We start from the raw sequence: 16970 nt of genomic DNA, 5'->3' as shown, positions 1-16970 counted from the left end.
CGCCTATTATGCCGGCGCCCGAACCCCCGTCGTCCCCGTCAAGACGCAACGCTGATCGGACAAGGCCTTGCAACCCGTCACCCGCGTGAGCGGCACCGCCTATCCCTGGGGTGCCAAGAATATCGACACCGACGTCATCATCCCGGCGCATTGGCTGAAGACGATCACGCGTGCCGGGCTCGGCCGCGGGGCGTTCGAGACGGTGCGGGCGCAACCGGGCAACGTCTTCGACGATCCGCGCTATGCCGGATCGCCCATCCTGATCGCGGGTGACAATTTCGGGTGCGGCTCCAGTCGCGAGCATGCGGCCTGGGCGCTTGCCGATATGGGGATAAGGGCGGTCATCGCGCCCAGCTTCTCCGATATCTTCTCTGGCAATGCGTTCAAGAACGGCATCGTGCCCGTCGTCCTGCCGCAGGACGCCGTCGATCGCCTGCTCGCGGTGGCGGAGGCGCAGCCGATCGTCGTCGACCTGGAGACGATGACGGTCACCACGCCCTTCCAGGATCGCTTCGCCTTCGAACTGGACCCCTTTCGTCGCCGATGCCTCATGGAGGGGCTGGACGAGATCGGCATGACGCTGGCAGAAGATACCGCGATTTCGAATTTCGAAGCGGCGGTGCGCGATCATCGCCCCTGGATCGAGAACAGGAGCGGATATGCGAGCATTGCTGTCGAGGGCGCCGGGCGGACCTGAAACTCTGGAACTTGCCGACCTGCCCGATCCCGCAGCCGGCAAGGGGCAGGTCGTCGTCGCCGTCAGGGCCTGTGCGATCAACTATCCCGACGTCCTGATCATCGAGGACAAATACCAGTTCCGCCCCGAGCGGCCCTTTGCTCCGGGGGGAGAGATCGCCGGTACGATCGAGAGCATCGGCGAAGGTGTCGAGGGCTGGCAGGTCGGCGATCGCGTCATGGGCGTGATCGGCCATGGCGGGCTTGCGACCCGGATCGCGGTCGACGCGCATCGCCTGTATCGTCTGCCCGACGCGCGTAGCTTCGCGGAGGGCGCCGCGCTGATCCTGACCTATGCGACGACGATCCACGCGTTGCTCGATCGCGGCCGCCTGTCGGCCGGGCAATCGCTGCTGGTGCTCGGTGCGGCCGGCGGAGTCGGGTTGGCGGCGATCGAGCTGGGCAAGGCCTATGGCGCCCGCGTCGTCGCGGCGGTGTCGTCCGAGGAGAAGGCGGCGGCCGCCACCGCCGCTGGCGCGGACGCGACGATCGTCTATGCCCGCGCGCCCTTCGACAAGGATCAGTCCAGGGCTCTGGCCGAACAATTCAAGGCCGCGGGTGGCCGGGGTGGCTTCGACGTCATCTACGATCCGGTCGGTGGCGACTATGCCGAACCTGCGCTGCGCTCGATCGCCTGGGAGGGACGGTATCTCGTCGTCGGATTCCCGGCCGGTATTCCGAAGCTGCCGCTCAACCTGACGCTGCTGAAAAGCTGCGACGTGTGCGGGGTGTTCTGGGGGGCGTTCGCGGCTCGGGATTCCGATGCCAACCAGCGCCACGTCGAGACCCTGTTCCGTCTCTGGGAAGACGGCAGGATCGCCCCGCGGGTGACGCAGCGGTTTTCGTTCGAGCGGGGCGGCGAGGCCATCGCGACGATGGCCGCGCGCGGCGCCATCGGAAAGTTGGTCGTCGAAATAGAGTCCTGACCGCGATCAGGCGACCAGCAGGACCAAAATGGCGATCACCGCCCACAGGATGAGGGATAGGCCAGCGCCGATCGCTATGCCGGCCATGGGAGGCATCCGATTTGCCACGGATCGTCCCTGGCCGCGTGGCAGGGCTATGCGTTCCATGTCTTCTCTCCTCGCGTGCTTTTCTACACGTCTATTACGATGATCGCGTGAAATGCTATATGGTTCCGCCTTCGTTTCTGCGTAATAATTGTTCACGGTGATCGGAAAACTCGATCCGTTGCGTGGCGGCTCCCGCGCTCCTATGTGACGCTTCACACGCCACAGGGGGTCGCCATGTCCATGTTCGATGATCGGGAGCGCGCCGCAGAGGCTGGTTTCGCGCGCGAGCAGGAAATGGCCTTTCGCATCACGGCGCGCCGCAACCGGCTGCTCGGCCAGTGGGCGGCAGCGCAAATGGAGCTGACCCCCGCCGAGACCGATGCCTATGCCAAGGCGGTGGTCCAGGCGGATTTCGAGGAAGCGGGCGACGAGGACGTGATCCGCAAGCTGCTCGGCGATCTCACCGCCGCCGGCGTCGATGTCGACGAGGCGGCGGTCCGTCGCGCGCTCGACGACCGGACGGTCGAGGCGCGGCGCCAGTTGATGCAACCGGAGTAAGACGATCATGCCCATGGCGGCCGACGACATTGCCGCACTCATCAAGGCGGCGATCCCCGATGCGGAGGTGGAGATCACCGATCTTGCCGGGGATGGCGACCATTATGCGGCGCGGGTGGTATCGGCGAGCTTTGCCGGCCTGCCGCTGCGCCGCCAGCATCAGGCTGTCTATGCGGCGCTCGGGCATCGCATGGGCGGCGAACTCCATGCGCTGCAGCTGAAGACCGCGGCGGCTTGAGGACGAGAGATATGACCGAAGATACGAATGCCCGCATCGACGCGGTGGTGAAGGCCAACCCGGTCGTCCTGTTCATGAAGGGAACGCCCCTGTTCCCGCAATGCGGCTTTTCGAGCCGTGCGGTGGCGATCCTGGATCATCTGGGCGCCACGTACGAGAGCGTCGACGTGCTGCAGGACCAGGCGATCCGGCAGGGCATCAAGAGCTATTCCGACTGGCCGACCATCCCCCAGCTCTACGTACACGGCGAATTCGTCGGCGGCTCGGACATCATGATGGAGATGTACGAGAGCGGCGAGCTGGCGGAACTGTTGAAGGCGTGACGCGTCTCCCGGCCAACGGGAGATTGCATCATGCTCTTTCAGGACGAAGGATTGCGCCGCGCACCGGGTGCGCGGCCGCTCCTGGTCTGTGACCTGACACAGAGCTACTCGCCCAAGGGCGGTGGCGGCATCAGCACCTATCTGCGCGAAAAGCGGGACTATGTCCTCACGCGCACGCCCCACCATCTCCTGCAGATCGTGCCGGGTGCCGAGGATCGCGTGACCGTGAACGGTCGCCATGTCTTCGCGGAGATTGCCGCCGATCCGGTGCGCGGCAGCCCCAATTACCGGTTCATCCTGAGGACGCGTGCGGTCCGCGACCTGCTCGCCGAATATCGGCCGGACGTCATCGAATCCTTGTGCCCCTGGGTATTGCCCTGGACGGCGATCCAGCATCGACGCGCCTATCCCGATACGGCTCTGGTCGCCGGCTATCGGACGGATTTTCCCAATGCGCACGTCGACCGCGTCGCGCGTAAGCTGTTCGGCCCGGCGGGCAAGCTCTTCTACTGGCTCAGCCTCGGCTACACCGAGATCACCTATCGGGAATTCGACGCCGTCTACACGCTCGGCGAGGAGGCGCGCGAGACGCTCCGCCGTCGCGGGATCGGCCGCACCGCCGTGCTGCCGCTCGGGGTCGATACCGACCTGTTCCATCCCCGGGCGCGGGATCCGGACTATCGCCGGCGCCTCGGCCTCGCTGGTAACGGGCCGTTGCTCGTCTATGCGGGCCGGATCGACAACGAAAAGCGCGCGGACCGCCTCGTTGCGATGATGCGTCACCTGCCACGGGACTTTGGCGCCGCGTTGGTGATGATCGGCGACGGCAAGCTGCGGCCCCAGCTGATGCGGGACGCGGCCGACCTGCCGATCGCCTTCCCCGGGTTCGAGACGGATCGCGTCGCCCTGGCAGGTGCGCTGGCCTCGGCCGACCTGTACGTGTCGGCGATGGCGGACGAGACGTTCGGGATTTCGGTGATCGAGGCGCAGGCGGCCGGCCTTCCCGTCGTCGGCGTGGCGAGCGGCGCGATGCCTGCGCGGGTGCCGCCCGGCCTCGGCCTGCTGGGGCCGGTCGACGATGTCGCGGCGATGGCCGCCAACGTCCGGGCGCTGTGGAACGGCGACCATGGCGCGATCGGGCGGGCCGCGCGCGCGCATGTCGAACGGCATTTCAGCTGGAACCAGACCTTTGCGCGCCTGTTCGGGTCGATCTACCCCCAGGCGCTCGCCCGCGCCTCGATGCGGGTCGGTCGGCCGGCTGCGGCGCCGGTGTTCGCGAGGGCGTGAAGCGCCGGGTGCGGGTGGGGGCCATCGAAACCGGTCGACGGCCTCCCACCCTGCTGAAGCGTTTGACGCTCGGCTGCACTTTCCCATGCAGACGCCGTGCCGTTTGCGCAAAGGCGCGCAAATGGCGGGCTGCAGTGCTTAACACGCCGTTTGCCTGATCCGGACTTGTAAGAAATTCCGACACCGATCGACGCCGAACCAATCGCTATTGACTACGGCCGTAAACAGTGCGACCACAGCTGTAGTCAGATGAGGGAGCGTGATTGTGGCGGATCGGATCAGCGATGCGGAGCATGCGGTGATGGAGGTCCTTTGGGACGATGCCCCGCTGACGGCGCAGGACGTCGCCGAACGCGTTGATCCGGGCCGTGGCTGGAGCGCCAACACCGTCAAGACGCTGCTCGGCCGGCTGTTGGCCAAGAACGCCATCTCGCACGAGGCGGACGGCCGGCGTTACCTGTACCGGCCACTGGTGGCGCGCGACGACTATGTGTCGGGCGAGTCGCGGCGGCTGATCAACCGGCTGTTCGGCGGCAGGCTGACGCCGCTGGTGGCGCATCTTGCCGAGCGCGACGAGCTCACCGCGCAGGATATCGCCGAGATCGAGGCGCTGCTGAAGGACCTGAAGCAGTGACCGCGCCGGCGATCGCCGCCTGGGCGGTGGAGGCCTTGATCGCCTCGACCCTGCTGATGCTGTTGGTTTTCGCGCTGCGCCGGCAGGTGCGACGCACCTTCGGGCCGCAGGTCGCTTATGCACTCTGGGCGCTGCCCGTGCTGCGACTGGTCCTGCCGCCGTTGCCGACCGCCTTCCACCGCGCGGTGACGACCCCCATCAGCCATGCCGGCGAAACGATCAGCGTGCTGATCGTCGACCCCGATGCCGCCGCCGCACCGGTCGCCGCGGCGCGGGGAGTCGACTGGCCGTCGCTGGGTCTGATCCTAGGCTTGATCTGGGCGGTCGGGGCAGGGGCCTTCCTCGTCTGGCATCTGACGCGCCACGCGCGCTTCTGTCGCCGCATGGTCGCCACCGCGGCGGCGGTGGAGCATATGCGCGGCGTCCGCGTCATTGCCAGCGCGGCTGCGCCTGGTCCGCTCGCCTTCGGGATCGTGCGCCGCTACGTCGCCTTTCCGCTCGATTTTGCGGATCGCTACGACAGCGACGAGCGTGCGCTCGCGCTGGAGCACGAGATCGGCCACCACCAGCGCGGCGACCTCGCCGCCAACTGGATCGCGCTGGCCGTGCTCGCGCTGCACTGGTTCAATCCGGTGGCATGGCGGGCCTTTCGCGCCTTTCGCGCCGATCAGGAGCTCGCCAACGACGCACGCGTCCTCGCCGGCCGGTCCGCGATCGATCGCCACACCTATGCCTGCGCCATCGTCAAGGCCGCACACGGCGGTGCCGTATCGGCCGCCTGTCATCTTCACACCATCGACGATCTGAAAGGGAGAATCCGGATGCTGTCCACCTCGCCACGCTCTCGCCGCCGCATCGCCGCGGGCGGTACGATCGTCTCCATCGTCGCGCTCGTCGGCCTGGGCCTGACCGCGTCGGGGACCAGCGCCGCCGCCGCAATCACCGGCAAGGTCGGCGCGGCCGTGGGCGTCGATCTGCAGGCTGTCCCGCCGGCGCCGCCCGCGCCGCCGGCGCCGCCCGCGCCTCCTGCGGCCGCTGTCCCGCCGGAAGCGCCCGCCGCGCCGACGCCGCCCGCCGCGCCCCGCCATGTCATCGTCCAGCGCGTGGCGCGCGACGGACAGGTCCATGTGGTCGGTGACGGCGTCGGCGGATCGGGCTTCAGCCAGGCGCAGATCGACGCGATGGTCGCCCGTGCGATGGCCAATGCGCCGCAGGTCACGCAGCGTACCTGCGTCGACGGCGCCGACGGCGGTCCGCGCCAGTTCGTCATCAACACGCAGAAGGCGGGCAAGCGCGTCATGATCGTCTGCGCCAACCGCATCCAGGCGGCGTCGCGGTCCGGTGCCGAAACGGCCGCGCGCTCCGGTGAAATTCGGCGGTCGGCGCTGAGCAGCGCGCTCGCGAGCGTCGAGGCGTCGCGCGCGACGATCCGCGACAATCGCGACATGCCCGAGAGCGATCGCGCAGAGGCCCTGGCCGAAATGGACTCCGCCATCGCCGAACTGCGCCAGGAAATGGCGTCGCCCGACAAGGACGATTGAGCGTTCGCCAAGGCTTAGCCATGCCGATCGGCTTCCCGTCGGCATGCCGCCCCGCCCGCCCGTTTCCCTCGCGGGCGGGGCGTCTCTTGTCCCGCCCCTTGCCTTCCCGGCCCGCGCGGGCCACATCGACTGCAATGGCCGAGCACCCGACCGGAATCCCGATCCCGCTCGAGCCGCGGGTCACGCGCCTGCTCGCACCCAATGGGTCGGCCTATACCTTCACGGGCACGCAGTCCCATCTGGTCGGGACCGAGGACGTCGCCGTCATCGATCCCGGGCCCGACGACCCCGCCCATATCGCCGCGTTGCTGCGCGTCATCGGCGACCGTCCGGTCCGTGCGATCCTGGTCACGCATCACCATCGCGATCATAGCCCGGGCAGCAGGCCGCTCGCCGCCGCGACGGGCGCGCCGATCGTCGGCGCGGCGCCGACGCACGTCAGCGGCGGCGATCCTCGCCACGACGAGGCGTTCGATGCCGCCTATGCGCCCGACCGCGTGATGGCCGACGGCGATACGGTATCGGGACACGACTGGACGCTCACCGCCCTGGCGACGCCGGGTCACACGTCGAACCATCTCGCCTTCGCGCTGCCGGAAAGCGGTGCCTTGTTTTCCGGTGACCATGTCATGGGCTGGGCGACCAGCGTCGTGTCGCCGCCCGACGGCGACATGGGCGATTACATGGCGAGCCTGGAGCTGCTCCTCGGCCGCGACGATCGCGTCTATTATCCGGGTCACGGCGAGGCGGTCGAACGGCCGCAGCGCCTGGTGCGCGGCATGCTCGGCCATCGCAAGCAGCGGGAGGGGCAGATCCTGCGGCTCCTGCGCGACGGCGCCATCGTGTCGCTGCCGGCGATGGTGGCGAGCATGTACGTCGGGCTGGACCCCCGCCTGGTCCGCGCGGCGGAGCGCTCGACGCTCGCGCATCTGCTCGATCTCCACCGCCGCGACATCATCGTACAGGAGGACGGCGGATGGCGGACGAAGTGACGACGATCCCGCCGCACCGGGGCGGGACGCTGGGCGGGTTCCTGGCCAAGGCGGCCGGGATCCTCGTCCTGCTCGCGCTGGCCGCGCTGCTCATCCTGTGGGTCGTGCAGCGTTATGTCGCCGCGCGCCTGTCGCCTGATCCGACCACGATCGCGAGCGCCAGCCTGGAGGGTCTGCGCGAGCAGAACCGTCTCTCCGCCTTCGCCGCGCGCTACGTCGCCGTCGTCACCTCGCGCCAGACGCAGATGGGCCTGGCAACCGAAAAGACGCTGATCATGCCGGGCATGGTCCGCTACGAGGTCGACCTCGGCAAGCTGACGCAGCGCGACGTTCGCTGGGATGCCGCCCACCGCCTGCTGCTGGTGAAGCTGCCGGGGCTGGAGATCGACGGACCGCAGGTCGATCTGGCGGCGATCCGGGAATATGGCTCCGGAGGCCTGCTGTCGCACATCACCGACGCCGACCAGCGCCTCGAGACCGCGAACCGCAAGGCGGGGCAGGCGGAGCTGCTTCGTCAGGCGCGTGATGCGATGCCGATGAAGCTTGCGCACGACGCGACGCGGCACGCGATCGAGCGAAGCTTCGCCATGCCGCTGCGCGCGGCCGGTATCGACGCCAGCGTGCGGGTCAGCTTCGCGGACGAACCCGTCAGCAACGACGAGCGCTGGGACGTCTCGCGCTCGCTCGAGGAGGTGACGGCGAACGCCCGTTGATCGTCGGGACTGCCGGGGACGGGAATTTGCCGTCATCGTTTCCCCGGGATAGGCAGGGCGGGGATGCTCCCGCCCCGTCGCGTCGATGCCTGTCGCACCAGCCTTGATTCCGATCCCGCCGCGGGCCATGGCGCGGATACGATGGACCAGTCCAAGCCCCTCTCCGGCGTCGACCTGCGCGCCGAGATCGAACGCCTGCGCCGCGAGCGCAATGCCGTCATCCTGGCGCATTATTACCAGAAGCCGGAGCTCCAGGATCTCGCCGATTTCGTCGGCGACAGCCTCGACCTCAGCCGCAAGGCGCAGGCGACGGACGCGGAGGTGATCGCCTTCTGCGGCGTTCGCTTCATGGCGGAGACGGCGAAGATCCTGTCGCCAGACAAGGTCGTGGTACTGCCCGACATGGACGCCGGATGCAGCCTGGAGGACAGCTGTCCGCCCGAACAATTCGCCGCGTTCCGCGCCGCGCATCCCGATCACATCGCGCTCACCTACATCAACTGCTCGACCGAGGTGAAGGCGCTCAGCGACATCATCGTCACCTCGTCGTCGGCCGAAACCATCCTCGCGCAGCTGCCGCGCGACCAGAAGATCATCTTCGGGCCCGACCGCAACCTTGGCGGCTATCTCGCCCGCAAGACGGGGCGCGACCTGCTGCTGTGGCCGGGGGTGTGCATCGTGCACGAGGCGTTCAGCGAGACCGAACTGCTGAAGCTCCGCGCCCAGCATCCGTCGGCGCCGATCGCGGCGCATCCGGAGTGCCCCGCAGTGATCCTCGATCATGCCGATTATGTCGGCTCGACGCGGGGCATCCTCGAATTCGCGATGGCGATGCCCGGCGACACGCTGATCGTGGCGACCGAGCCGCACATCATCCACCAGATGGAAAAGGCGTTGCCCGGCAAGCGTTTCATCGGTGCGCCCGGTGCGGATGGTAACTGCAATTGCAACATCTGTCCGTATATGGCGCTCAATACGATGGAAAAGCTCTACGTCGCGCTGCGCGACCTCGAGCCGCGGATCGAAATCGGCGACGACCTTCGCCTCAAGGCGAAAAAGAGCCTCGACGCGATGCTTGCCATGGCATCCGGCACGGTGGGGCAGGGCGACCTCGGCCCCGCCAAGGTGACCGGCGACTGATGGCCTTCGCGATCGACGGGTTCGACCTCGCCGCCTTCGTCGCGGCGACGCTGGCGGAGGATCTGGGCGAAGGCGGCGATGTCACCGCCGAAGCCGTGATCCCGGCGGATGCCCGTTTCGCCGGAGCGATGGCGACGCGCGAGGACATCGTCGTCGCCGGCCTGCCTATCGCGCAGGCCTTCTTCCGCGCGCTCGATCCTGCCGTCTCCGTCGAGATCCTGGCGGAAGAGGGTGCGCGCGCCGCGGCGGGCGCCATGCTGATGCGTGTCGAGGGGCAGGCGCGCGCCCTGCTCACGGCCGAACGATCCGCGCTGAATACGGTCCAGCACCTGTCGGGCATCGCCACGCTGACCGCGCGTTATGTCGACGCGATGGCCGGGACGGGCGCGACGCTGCTCGACACGCGCAAGACGATCCCCGGGCTGCGCCGGCTGGAGAAATATGCGACCCGCACCGGCGGCGCGCGCAACCATCGCATGGGCCTGTGGGATGCGGCGATGATCAAGGACAATCACGTGGCGGTGGCGGGCGACATCGGCACCGCCGTGACGCGCGCGGTCGCGGCGGGCATCGAACAGGTGATCGTCGAGGTCGATCGCATCGACCAGATCGCGCCGGCGCTGGAGGCGGGGGCGACGCATCTGCTGCTCGACAACATGGTGCCCGCGGTGCTGCGCGAGGCCGTGGCGCTGGTGGCGGGACGCGTGCCGACGGAGGCTTCCGGCGGCGTCCGCCTCGACACGATCCGCGCCATCGCCGAGACCGGGGTCACCTATGTCTCGGTCGGGCGCCTTACGCAGTCCGCGCCGGCGGCGGACATCGGGCTGGATTTCGCGTTGCTCTGACGCGCGATCCGGCTTGCGCGCGGCGCCGGGAAAGCTAGGCTCGGCGTACCATCTCTGAGGGGGGAGCTAACATGATCAAGCCGCCGTCGATCGCCCGTTTTGAGCAATTCTATTGGGGCAGCCTGGTGATCGGATGGATCAACAGCGCGCTCAACTGGAAGACGTCGCAGGCGGCGCTGGACGCCAATCCACTCCTGGCGAACGCACGCTGGTTCCTCCCTGCCATGACGCTGGTCGGCGTTCTGATCGCGGTCGCGCTCTGGTTCTTCATCGCGCGCAAAGCCAGCGTGGTCGCCAAGTGGATACAGGTCGTCTTCGCCGCCTTCGGCGCGTTCGGTATCCTTTCCGCCGTCTATCTGATCGCCACGGGCAAGGCGCCCTCGGTCCTCGCGGTCGTGATCGGCGTGGCTGCGAACATTCTGTACATCGCCGCCGCCACCATGCTGTTCCGCCCCGATGCGAAGGAATGGTTCGGCGAGGGGCGCGATATCGAAGAGGACGCGCCGCTCGTATGATCCTGCGCTTGCTCGCCGCCGCCGCAGCCCTCGTCGCGCCTACCGTCGCGGGGGCACAGGCCTATCAATGTACCGTGCCTGCGAAGGTGCAGCGGCCGCATCCCGACGTGGCGAATGCGGAGCAGCCGCAGCGGTTGCTGCCGATCGGCGGTTACACGCTCGCGATCACATGGGCACCCGGCTATTGCCGCGCCCACGATCGTGACGCGAGCGCGGCGTTCCAGTGCGGCCGCCAGAACCGCTTCGGCTTCACGCTGCATGGCCTGTGGCCGGACGGAATCGGCAAGGATTGGCCGCAATATTGCAAGGCGACGGCGCTGCTGCCCCCCGCCGTGATCCGGCGCAACATCTGTTCGACGCCGTCGGCGCAACTGCTGCAGCACGAATGGTCGAAGCACGGCACCTGCATGGCCGGCTACACGCCTGCGACCTATTTCGCGAAGTCGACCGGGCTGTACGGCAAGCTGCGATATCCCGACATGGATGCGCTCTCGCGTCAGACGCTGACGGCGGGCGGCTTTGCGGAGGCGATGGCAAAGGCCAATCCGGGCATGACGGCCGACATGATGCGCGTGACCGCCAGCCGCCAGGGTTGGCTGGACGAGGTGTGGATCTGCCTGGACAAGGCCTTCAAATACCAGCGTTGCCCCGCGCATCAGGGCGGGCTGTCGCCCGACGCCGCGTTGAAGATCTGGCGGGGGCGGTGAGCGGGCCGCACCGTCACGCCGCCGGATCGGCGGGGGTGACGTTGCGGCGGCACGCTTAGGGCGCCAGTTCGACTAGGCCGCTTCCAGCACGCCGGCGTCCACAGGGGCGAGCCTGATCAGATAGTCGAAGGCCGCGAGGGCGGCGCGGGAGCCTTCGCCGCTGGCCACCACGATCTGCTTGAACGGCGTCGTCGTGGCGTCGCCCGCCGCGAAGAGGCCGCTGCGCGACGTCGCGCCGCGATGATCGACCTCGATCTCGCCCCGGGCGGACAAGGTCACCGCGTCGCTCAGCCACTCGGTATTGGGCACCAGCCCGATCTGGACGAAGACGCCCTCCAGATCGATCCGATGCAGCGACCCTTCGGCGCGATCCTCGTAGGTCAGCCCGTTCACCCGCTCACCGTCGCCATGGACTTCGGTGGTCAGCGCGTTGGTGACGACGCGGACGTTGCCGAGGCTGGCGAGCTTGCGCTGCAGCACCGCATCGGCCCTGAGCGCGCCGTCATACTCGATCAGCGTCACATGGGCGACGATGCCGGCGAGATCGATCGCCGCCTCGACGCCGGAATTGCCGCCGCCGATCACCGCAACGCGCTTCCCTTTGAACAACGGGCCATCGCAGTGCGGGCAATAGGCCACGCCCTTGTTGCGATATTCCGCCTCGCCCGGCACGTTCATCGTCCGCCAGCGCGCGCCGGTCGAGAGGATCACCGCGCGAGCCCGCAGCGACGACCCGTTCTCCAGCACCAGTTCGTGCAGGCCGCCGGCATCGGCCGCCGGGACCAGTTTCGCCGCACGCTGCAGCGTCATCAGGTCGACGTCATAGTCGCGCACGTGGCTTTCCATCTGCGCGACGAGCTTCGGACCTTCGGTATAGGGGACCGACGGGAAATTCTCGATCCCCATCGTGTCGAGCACCTGTCCGCCGAAGCGTTCGGCAAGCAGGCCGGTGCGGATGCCCTTGCGCGCCGCATAGATCGCCGCGGCCGCGCCGGCGGGACCGCCGCCGACGACCAGAACGTCGAACGCCTCCTTGCCGGCGAGCTTTTCTGCGGCGCGCGCGCTGCTGCCGGTGTCGAGCCGGGCGACGATCTGCTCCAGCTCCATGCGGCCCTGGCCGAAGGGTTCGCCGTTGAGGAAGACGGTGGGCACCGCCATCACCTTTCGCGCGGTCACCTCGTCCTGGAACAGGCCGCCGTCGATCGCGACGTGGCTGATCCGCGGATTGAGCACCGCCATCAGGTTGAGCGCCTGCACGACGTCCGGGCAATTTTGGCAGGAGAGGGAGAAATAGGTCTCGAACGCATAGTCTCCGTCGAGCGCCTGTACCTGTGCGATCAGGTCCTGCGCGGCCTTGGACGGGTGGCCGCCGACCTGCAGCAGCGCGAGCACCAGGCTCGTGAACTCGTGACCCATCGGCAGGCCGGCGAAGCGCACGCCGATGTCGGTGCCGGCTCGGCGGATGAGAAAGCTGGGCCGCCGCGCGTCGGCGCCGTCGGCCCGCGTGATCATGTCGGACAGAGCCGCGATCTCATCGAGCAGCGAATCCATCTGGCGCGACTTGGCATCGTCGCCCAGGCTCGCGACCAGCTCGATCGGCTGGCGGATGTTGACCAGATAGCCCTTGAGCTGCTGTGTCAGATTGGCGTCGAGCATGGGAAATCCCCGTCATGGTATTGGAAGAAAAGGCCCGGATCGCGCCGCGACCCGGGCCTTGACGGGCGCCTGCGCGCGAGGGCCCGCGGTCGCACTCTCCGGCGCCGGGACGCGGCGCCGCGTCCCGGCGCCGCGTCATCGTGTCCCCGCCCAGGCGGCGACACGCGCGTCGCGTCAGATCTTGCCGACGAGGTCGAGGCTGGGCGCGAGCGTCTCCTCGCCCTCTTCCCACTTGGCCGGGCAGACTTCACCCGGATGCGCCGCGATATATTGCGCCGCCTTGATCTTGCGCAGCAGCTCGGCGGCATTGCGGCCGACGCCTTCCGACGTGATCTCGACCAGCTGGATTACGCCCTGCGGATCGACGACGAAGGTGCCGCGATCGGCCAGGCCCTGGCCGGCGCGCAGGATCTCGAAGTTGTTCGAGATCGTGTGGTTCTGGTCGCCCAGCATGAAATAGTCGATCTTGCCGATCGCCGGCGAGGTGTCGTGCCACGCCTTGTGGCTGAAGTGCGTGTCGGTCGACACGCTGTACACCTCGACGCCCATCTTGCGCAGCGTCGGGTAGATGTCGGCCAGGTCCTCGAGTTCCGTCGGGCAGACGAAGGTGAAATCGGCCGGATAGAAGAAGAACACCGCCCACTGGCCCAGCACGTCGCTGTCGGAGACGGTGACGAACTTGCCCTGCTTGTAGGCCTGGGTGGTGAACGGCTTCAGCTGGCTGCCGATGAGCGACATGAATGGTCTCCGCGTTGGAATGGATGCGACGGATGTAGCCATTTCATGCCGCAGTGCAAAATGGAGAGGAATTCGATACGCGATCGAACCAATCGATCAATCGCGTCGTTTCGCGGTCGCCATCGCACGATCCAGCAGCCGACTGTACCGCAAGAGCGAACGGATCACTTCGCGAGCGCGGTATAGATCGACCAGAGGCTGGTGGCCGCCAGCAGGACCCCGACAAAGGCCATGAGACGGCGCGGGGCGACCCGCTTGGCGAGGATGCCACCGAGCGGTGCGGCGACCAGTCCGCCGATCAGCAGGCCGACGGTCTGCAGCGTGAAGGCTGCCCAGCCCAGCGACACGAAGAAGGCTGCCGAGGCAGTCAGCGTCAGGAAGAATTCGGCGGTGTTGACCGTGCCGATCGTGTGGCGCGGCGTCGTCCCCTGCACGAGGAGGTTGGAGGTGACCACCGGGCCCCAGCCGCCGCCGCCCGCGGCATCGAGAAACCCGCCGACGAGGCCGAGCGGCGCGACGACCCGGGCCTTGCGCGGCTCCACGTCGCCGCGAATGGCGCGGAAGATCAGGTATCCGCCGATAAGCGCCAGATAGGCCATGACGAACGGCCGCGCGACGGATCCGTCGATCGAACTCAACACCGTTGCGCCGAGCACGGCACCGATCATACCGGGAATGACAAGCCGTCTGAACAGGCGCCAATCGACGTTGCGATTGACGACGTGGCTGACGCCGGAGGCGGCGGTCGTGAACGTCTCGACCGCATGCACGCTCGCGGACGCGAGGGCGGGCGGCGTACCCATCACCGTCACCATCAGCGTCGAGGTGATCAGACCGAACGCCATCCCCAGCGCGCCGTCGACGATCTGCGCCGCGAAGCCGATCGCGACGAACGGCAGGATCGTCGACCAGTCGAGGGCGGCGAGAAAATCGGGCATTTGGGGTTCTCCGGCAGCCGATGGGCTGAGGGGGTGGAAACGCACCGTGGCCGCGAACGGCCCTGGCGACAACAAAGCTCCGGTTTTGCCCGGCAAAGCGCCCTCCCGACTGGCGGTGGAAATCCTGGACGCGCGTGCCTAGATGATGGGCAACGGTGATGAAGGGGACGCGGATGTTCGGGCGCTTGGCGGCCTATCTCGATTCGATCAGGGCACGCGATCCCGCGCCGCATTCGCGCCTCGAGATCCTGACCTATCCCGGCGTCTGGGCGCTGGGCTGGCATCGCGTCGCCCATGCGCTCTACCGCCGCCGGCTTTTCCTGCTGGCACGGCTGGTCAACCATGTCTCCCGCGCCTGGACCGCGATCGACATCCATCCCGGCGCGACGATCGGGCGCAATTTCTTCATCGACCACGGATTCGTCGTGATCGGCGAGACCGCGGAGATCGGGGACGACGTGACCATCTACCAGTGCGTGACGCTTGGCGGGACCAGCCCGGACAATGGCGTCGCGGGCAAGCGGCATCCGACGCTGGCCGATGGCGTGATCATCGGGTCGGGCGCGCAGGTGCTCGGCCCGATCCTCGTCGGACCGCGGGCGCGCGTCGGTGCCAATGCCGTGGTGACGCGCGACGTTCCGGCGGGGGCGGTGATGGTCGGTATCCCGGCGCGTCCCACCATGGTCGAGGGCGGCGTCGCGGAGGCACCCTCGCGCTTCGTCCCTTATGGGACGCCGTGCAGCGACATGTTCGATCCCGCCACCCAGCGATTGGAGATCATGCGCTGCGAGCTCGAATCGATGCGCAAGCGGCTCGATGCGCTGCTCGAGGAGCATCCGGCGGCGGAACGCGATCGCGCCTGATGGGCATCGTCACGCCATTCCCCAATGCGCAAAAGCCGAACCAGATCGGCTTCGAGCGGCTTGAACTGACGCGCATCCTCGACCTGTACGGTCGCATGGTCGCGGCCGGCCACTGGCGCGACTATGCGATCGAACTGGGGCAGGATGCGGCGGTCTTCGCGGCCTTTCGCCGGACGGCGGAGCGGCCCGAGTTCCGCATCGAGAAGCGTCCGGCGCTGCGGCACCGCCAGGGGATGTGGGCGCTGATCGGCGAACATGGCACCGTCCTGAAGCGTGGCCAGGAGCTGGGACCGGTGCTGGCCCCCGTCGAACGGCGGCTGATGAAGCTGGTCGATTGAACGCCCCCTCCCGTGCGGGGGAGGGGGCAGGTGATGGCGATCCGCGTCAGGCCGGCTGGTGGACCGGCGGCAGCTTGAGGCGAAGCGGCTGCGACAGCCATCCGACGATCATCGATCGCATCGGCTGCCAGAAGGCGGACAGCGTCAGCAGCGCCGAGCCGATCACGAAGGCGGTGAACGCGGCCCCCAGCTCGACCGCACCGGCACTGCGGAACAGCGCATAGAGCGCGTACAGCACGTAGACGAGGCTCGAAACGAGCAGCGCGCGCCGGTCGATCGCCAGCGCGATGCCAGCAAACAGCAGATAGAGCACGAGCACGATCGCCGCGACGCCGGCGCCGATCTCTCCGTTGGCCTCGCCGTTGAACACGCCGAGCATGTGGAAGACCGGATGCGCGATCATCGGGGCGGCGGCGAGGTGCAGCCAGAAGGCGACGTCCGCGCGCCGCGTCTCGCGGCGCGTATCCGACATGTCCCAGCGCATCGCGAGGGCGAAGACGGCGATCCCGCAAAGCAGCACCAGCGGCCAGATGCCCTGCTTGATGTCAGGAACGGCAGCCATCAACAGACCGGCTGCGACGGCGACCAGTGCCGCCGCGCCCGCCGCCACCGTGATCGGCACCATGAAGCGGCGCCAGTGCAGATAGGCCGCGGCGGCGCTGATCAGGCCGACGCCGGCGGCCGCGAACCCGCCCGCGCGCCCGTCGATATGGGGGAAGATCGTCTCGATCCCCCCGATCAGCGCCCCGGCGACGCCGCCGACGAAGGCGAGCAGCAGCAGGATGCTCGGGAGCGCCATCCGCCGCCGTGCCGTGAAATACAGCGCCAGCATCCACGCCGCAGCAGCGACCAGCCCGCCACCGAGCGCGTGGGTGACCCGGAAGCCGATCTGGCCAAGCGCGGCCAGCAGCAGCGCGATCGCGATCGAGACGAAGATGTCGTTAAAACCGGTGAGCAGTCGGAAATGCTCTTCGTCGACCGCCGGCGCGGCATGCGCCGAGGCGACGTGGCGCCGCAGCGCCGCGGCGGCATCGGGCGAGATCGCCCCCGCCGCCACCGCGCCGTCGATGTCGCTCTCGCTGTACATGGCCGTTCTCCTTCGTTGAGGAACGCGCAAGGGTCACCCATGTGTGTTACATTGTCAATACACGTCGCGCAGGCTCGCGAAGGTGACGGAGCGGCGCGCCCTGCGGACG

20 protein-coding genes are annotated in these 16970 nt (G+C 68.1%); 16 read left to right on the top strand and 4 right to left on the bottom strand.

Going from position 1 to position 16970, the window contains the following annotated elements; genetic code table 11:
• Positions 1 to 67: 67 nt before the first annotated feature.
• The 14 genes from leuD to IQ292_RS12020 all read left to right on the top strand — a co-directional run bounded on the left by leuD (position 68) and on the right by IQ292_RS12020 (position 11241).
• A complete protein-coding gene (gene leuD / locus IQ292_RS12085) occupies positions 68 to 697 on the top strand; it encodes a 3-isopropylmalate dehydratase small subunit (protein WP_203310571.1) in 630 nt (209 codons plus the stop codon).
• Positions 660 to 1661 (top strand): NADPH:quinone oxidoreductase family protein, encoded by a 1002-nt coding sequence (locus IQ292_RS12080; protein ID WP_203310570.1) that lies wholly within the window; start codon positions 660 to 662, stop codon positions 1659 to 1661. The genes leuD and IQ292_RS12080 overlap by 38 nt, the downstream gene beginning before the upstream one ends.
• A 321-nt stretch (positions 1662 to 1982) precedes the next feature.
• Positions 1983 to 2306, top strand: coding sequence for a DUF1476 domain-containing protein (locus tag IQ292_RS12075; RefSeq protein ID WP_203310569.1), 324 nt, complete (start codon positions 1983 to 1985; stop codon positions 2304 to 2306).
• 7 nt (positions 2307 to 2313) lie between these two features.
• Positions 2314 to 2544, top strand: coding sequence for a BolA/IbaG family iron-sulfur metabolism protein (locus tag IQ292_RS12070; RefSeq protein ID WP_115379230.1), 231 nt, complete (start codon positions 2314 to 2316; stop codon positions 2542 to 2544).
• An 11-nt stretch (positions 2545 to 2555) separates the two neighbouring features.
• Positions 2556 to 2867, top strand: coding sequence for a Grx4 family monothiol glutaredoxin (gene grxD, locus IQ292_RS12065; protein WP_203310568.1), 312 nt, complete (start codon positions 2556 to 2558; stop codon positions 2865 to 2867).
• Positions 2868 to 2897: 30 nt separating this feature from the next.
• Positions 2898 to 4154 carry a glycosyltransferase gene (locus IQ292_RS12060; protein WP_203310567.1) on the top strand — a complete coding sequence of 419 codons (1257 nt, stop codon included), beginning with the start codon at positions 2898 to 2900 and terminating at the stop codon, positions 4152 to 4154.
• A gap of 265 nt (positions 4155 to 4419) precedes the next feature.
• Positions 4420 to 4788: a BlaI/MecI/CopY family transcriptional regulator gene (locus tag IQ292_RS12055; RefSeq protein WP_203310566.1), complete on the top strand. Its 369-nt coding sequence runs from the start codon at positions 4420 to 4422 to the stop codon at positions 4786 to 4788.
• Positions 4785 to 6329 carry a M56 family metallopeptidase gene (locus tag IQ292_RS12050; RefSeq protein ID WP_338057627.1) on the top strand — a complete coding sequence of 515 codons (1545 nt, stop codon included), beginning with the start codon at positions 4785 to 4787 and terminating at the stop codon, positions 6327 to 6329. The genes IQ292_RS12055 and IQ292_RS12050 overlap by 4 nt, the downstream gene beginning before the upstream one ends.
• 134 nt (positions 6330 to 6463) lie before the next feature.
• Positions 6464 to 7321: an MBL fold metallo-hydrolase gene (locus IQ292_RS12045; protein WP_203310565.1), complete on the top strand. Its 858-nt coding sequence runs from the start codon at positions 6464 to 6466 to the stop codon at positions 7319 to 7321.
• A complete protein-coding gene (locus IQ292_RS12040; RefSeq protein ID WP_203310564.1) occupies positions 7306 to 8034 on the top strand; it encodes a DUF4230 domain-containing protein in 729 nt (242 codons plus the stop codon). The genes IQ292_RS12045 and IQ292_RS12040 overlap by 16 nt, the downstream gene beginning before the upstream one ends.
• Before the next feature lie 141 nt (positions 8035 to 8175).
• Positions 8176 to 9174, top strand: a complete 999-nt coding sequence (nadA, locus tag IQ292_RS12035; protein ID WP_203310754.1) for a quinolinate synthase NadA — start codon at positions 8176 to 8178, stop codon at positions 9172 to 9174.
• Positions 9174 to 10019: a carboxylating nicotinate-nucleotide diphosphorylase gene (gene nadC / locus IQ292_RS12030; protein ID WP_203310563.1), complete on the top strand. Its 846-nt coding sequence runs from the start codon at positions 9174 to 9176 to the stop codon at positions 10017 to 10019. The genes nadA and nadC overlap by 1 nt, the downstream gene beginning before the upstream one ends.
• Positions 10020 to 10090: 71 nt before the next feature.
• The gene (locus IQ292_RS12025) at positions 10091 to 10534 is read left to right on the top strand and encodes a hypothetical protein (protein WP_203310562.1); all 444 of its coding nucleotides are present in this window, start codon (positions 10091 to 10093) and stop codon (positions 10532 to 10534) included.
• Positions 10531 to 11241: a ribonuclease T2 family protein gene (locus IQ292_RS12020; protein WP_203310561.1), complete on the top strand. Its 711-nt coding sequence runs from the start codon at positions 10531 to 10533 to the stop codon at positions 11239 to 11241. Before IQ292_RS12025 ends, IQ292_RS12020 begins: the two co-directional genes overlap by 4 nt.
• Before the next feature lie 72 nt (positions 11242 to 11313).
• Here IQ292_RS12020 and ahpF read toward each other — a convergent pair whose 3' ends face one another.
• The 3 genes from ahpF to IQ292_RS12005 form a co-directional block, all read right to left on the bottom strand.
• On the bottom strand, positions 11314 to 12897 hold the full coding sequence (ahpF, locus tag IQ292_RS12015; RefSeq protein WP_203310560.1) for an alkyl hydroperoxide reductase subunit F: 1584 nt from the start codon (positions 12895 to 12897) through the stop codon (positions 11314 to 11316).
• Positions 12898 to 13071: 174 nt separating this feature from the next.
• Positions 13072 to 13635, bottom strand: a complete 564-nt coding sequence (gene ahpC, locus IQ292_RS12010) for an alkyl hydroperoxide reductase subunit C (RefSeq protein WP_203310559.1) — start codon at positions 13633 to 13635, stop codon at positions 13072 to 13074.
• Between the two features lie 164 nt (positions 13636 to 13799).
• A complete protein-coding gene (locus IQ292_RS12005; protein WP_203310558.1) occupies positions 13800 to 14573 on the bottom strand; it encodes a sulfite exporter TauE/SafE family protein in 774 nt (257 codons plus the stop codon).
• 173 nt (positions 14574 to 14746) lie between these two features.
• On the opposite strand from IQ292_RS12005, the gene epsC reads away from it, so the two are divergent.
• Entirely contained in the window at positions 14747 to 15436 is a 690-nt protein-coding gene (gene epsC, locus IQ292_RS12000) for a serine O-acetyltransferase EpsC (RefSeq protein WP_203310557.1), read from the top strand.
• A complete protein-coding gene (locus IQ292_RS11995; RefSeq protein ID WP_203310556.1) occupies positions 15436 to 15774 on the top strand; it encodes a DUF2794 domain-containing protein in 339 nt (112 codons plus the stop codon). Before epsC ends, IQ292_RS11995 begins: the two co-directional genes overlap by 1 nt.
• A gap of 46 nt (positions 15775 to 15820) precedes the next feature.
• Here the strand turns inward: IQ292_RS11995 and IQ292_RS11990 are convergent, their stop codons facing one another.
• On the bottom strand, positions 15821 to 16861 hold the full coding sequence (locus tag IQ292_RS11990) for a hypothetical protein (protein WP_203310555.1): 1041 nt from the start codon (positions 16859 to 16861) through the stop codon (positions 15821 to 15823).
• Positions 16862 to 16970: the final 109 nt, after the last annotated feature.

This window comes from Sphingomonas beigongshangi, assembly GCF_016820445.1.
In the GTDB taxonomy this organism is placed as follows: Bacteria; Pseudomonadota; Alphaproteobacteria; order Sphingomonadales; family Sphingomonadaceae; genus Sphingomonas; species Sphingomonas beigongshangi.
Note: the sequence above shows the minus strand (reverse complement) of the source record. Positions and strands in the feature narration are given on the sequence as shown.

Excerpts from the sequence above, each read along its gene's own strand:
- IQ292_RS12080 (WP_203310570.1), top strand. The coding sequence starts at position 660 with ATGCGAGCATTGCTGTCGAGGGCGCCGGGCGGACCTGAAACTCTGGAA.
- IQ292_RS12075 (WP_203310569.1), top strand. The coding sequence starts at position 1,983 with ATGTCCATGTTCGATGATCGGGAGCGCGCCGCAGAGGCTGGTTTCGCG.
- IQ292_RS12070 (WP_115379230.1), top strand. The coding sequence starts at position 2,314 with ATGCCCATGGCGGCCGACGACATTGCCGCACTCATCAAGGCGGCGATC.
- grxD (WP_203310568.1), top strand. The coding sequence starts at position 2,556 with ATGACCGAAGATACGAATGCCCGCATCGACGCGGTGGTGAAGGCCAAC.
- IQ292_RS12060 (WP_203310567.1), top strand. The coding sequence starts at position 2,898 with ATGCTCTTTCAGGACGAAGGATTGCGCCGCGCACCGGGTGCGCGGCCG.
- IQ292_RS12045 (WP_203310565.1), top strand. The coding sequence starts at position 6,464 with ATGGCCGAGCACCCGACCGGAATCCCGATCCCGCTCGAGCCGCGGGTC.
- IQ292_RS12040 (WP_203310564.1), top strand. The coding sequence starts at position 7,306 with ATGGCGGACGAAGTGACGACGATCCCGCCGCACCGGGGCGGGACGCTG.
- nadA (WP_203310754.1), top strand. The coding sequence starts at position 8,176 with ATGGACCAGTCCAAGCCCCTCTCCGGCGTCGACCTGCGCGCCGAGATC.
- nadC (WP_203310563.1), top strand. The coding sequence starts at position 9,174 with ATGGCCTTCGCGATCGACGGGTTCGACCTCGCCGCCTTCGTCGCGGCG.
- IQ292_RS12025 (WP_203310562.1), top strand. The coding sequence starts at position 10,091 with ATGATCAAGCCGCCGTCGATCGCCCGTTTTGAGCAATTCTATTGGGGC.
- IQ292_RS12020 (WP_203310561.1), top strand. The coding sequence starts at position 10,531 with ATGATCCTGCGCTTGCTCGCCGCCGCCGCAGCCCTCGTCGCGCCTACC.
- ahpF (WP_203310560.1), bottom strand. The coding sequence starts at position 12,897 with ATGCTCGACGCCAATCTGACACAGCAGCTCAAGGGCTATCTGGTCAAC.
- ahpC (WP_203310559.1), bottom strand. The coding sequence starts at position 13,635 with ATGTCGCTCATCGGCAGCCAGCTGAAGCCGTTCACCACCCAGGCCTAC.
- IQ292_RS12005 (WP_203310558.1), bottom strand. The coding sequence starts at position 14,573 with ATGCCCGATTTTCTCGCCGCCCTCGACTGGTCGACGATCCTGCCGTTC.
- epsC (WP_203310557.1), top strand. The coding sequence starts at position 14,747 with ATGTTCGGGCGCTTGGCGGCCTATCTCGATTCGATCAGGGCACGCGAT.
- IQ292_RS11995 (WP_203310556.1), top strand. The coding sequence starts at position 15,436 with ATGGGCATCGTCACGCCATTCCCCAATGCGCAAAAGCCGAACCAGATC.
- IQ292_RS11990 (WP_203310555.1), bottom strand. The coding sequence starts at position 16,861 with ATGTACAGCGAGAGCGACATCGACGGCGCGGTGGCGGCGGGGGCGATC.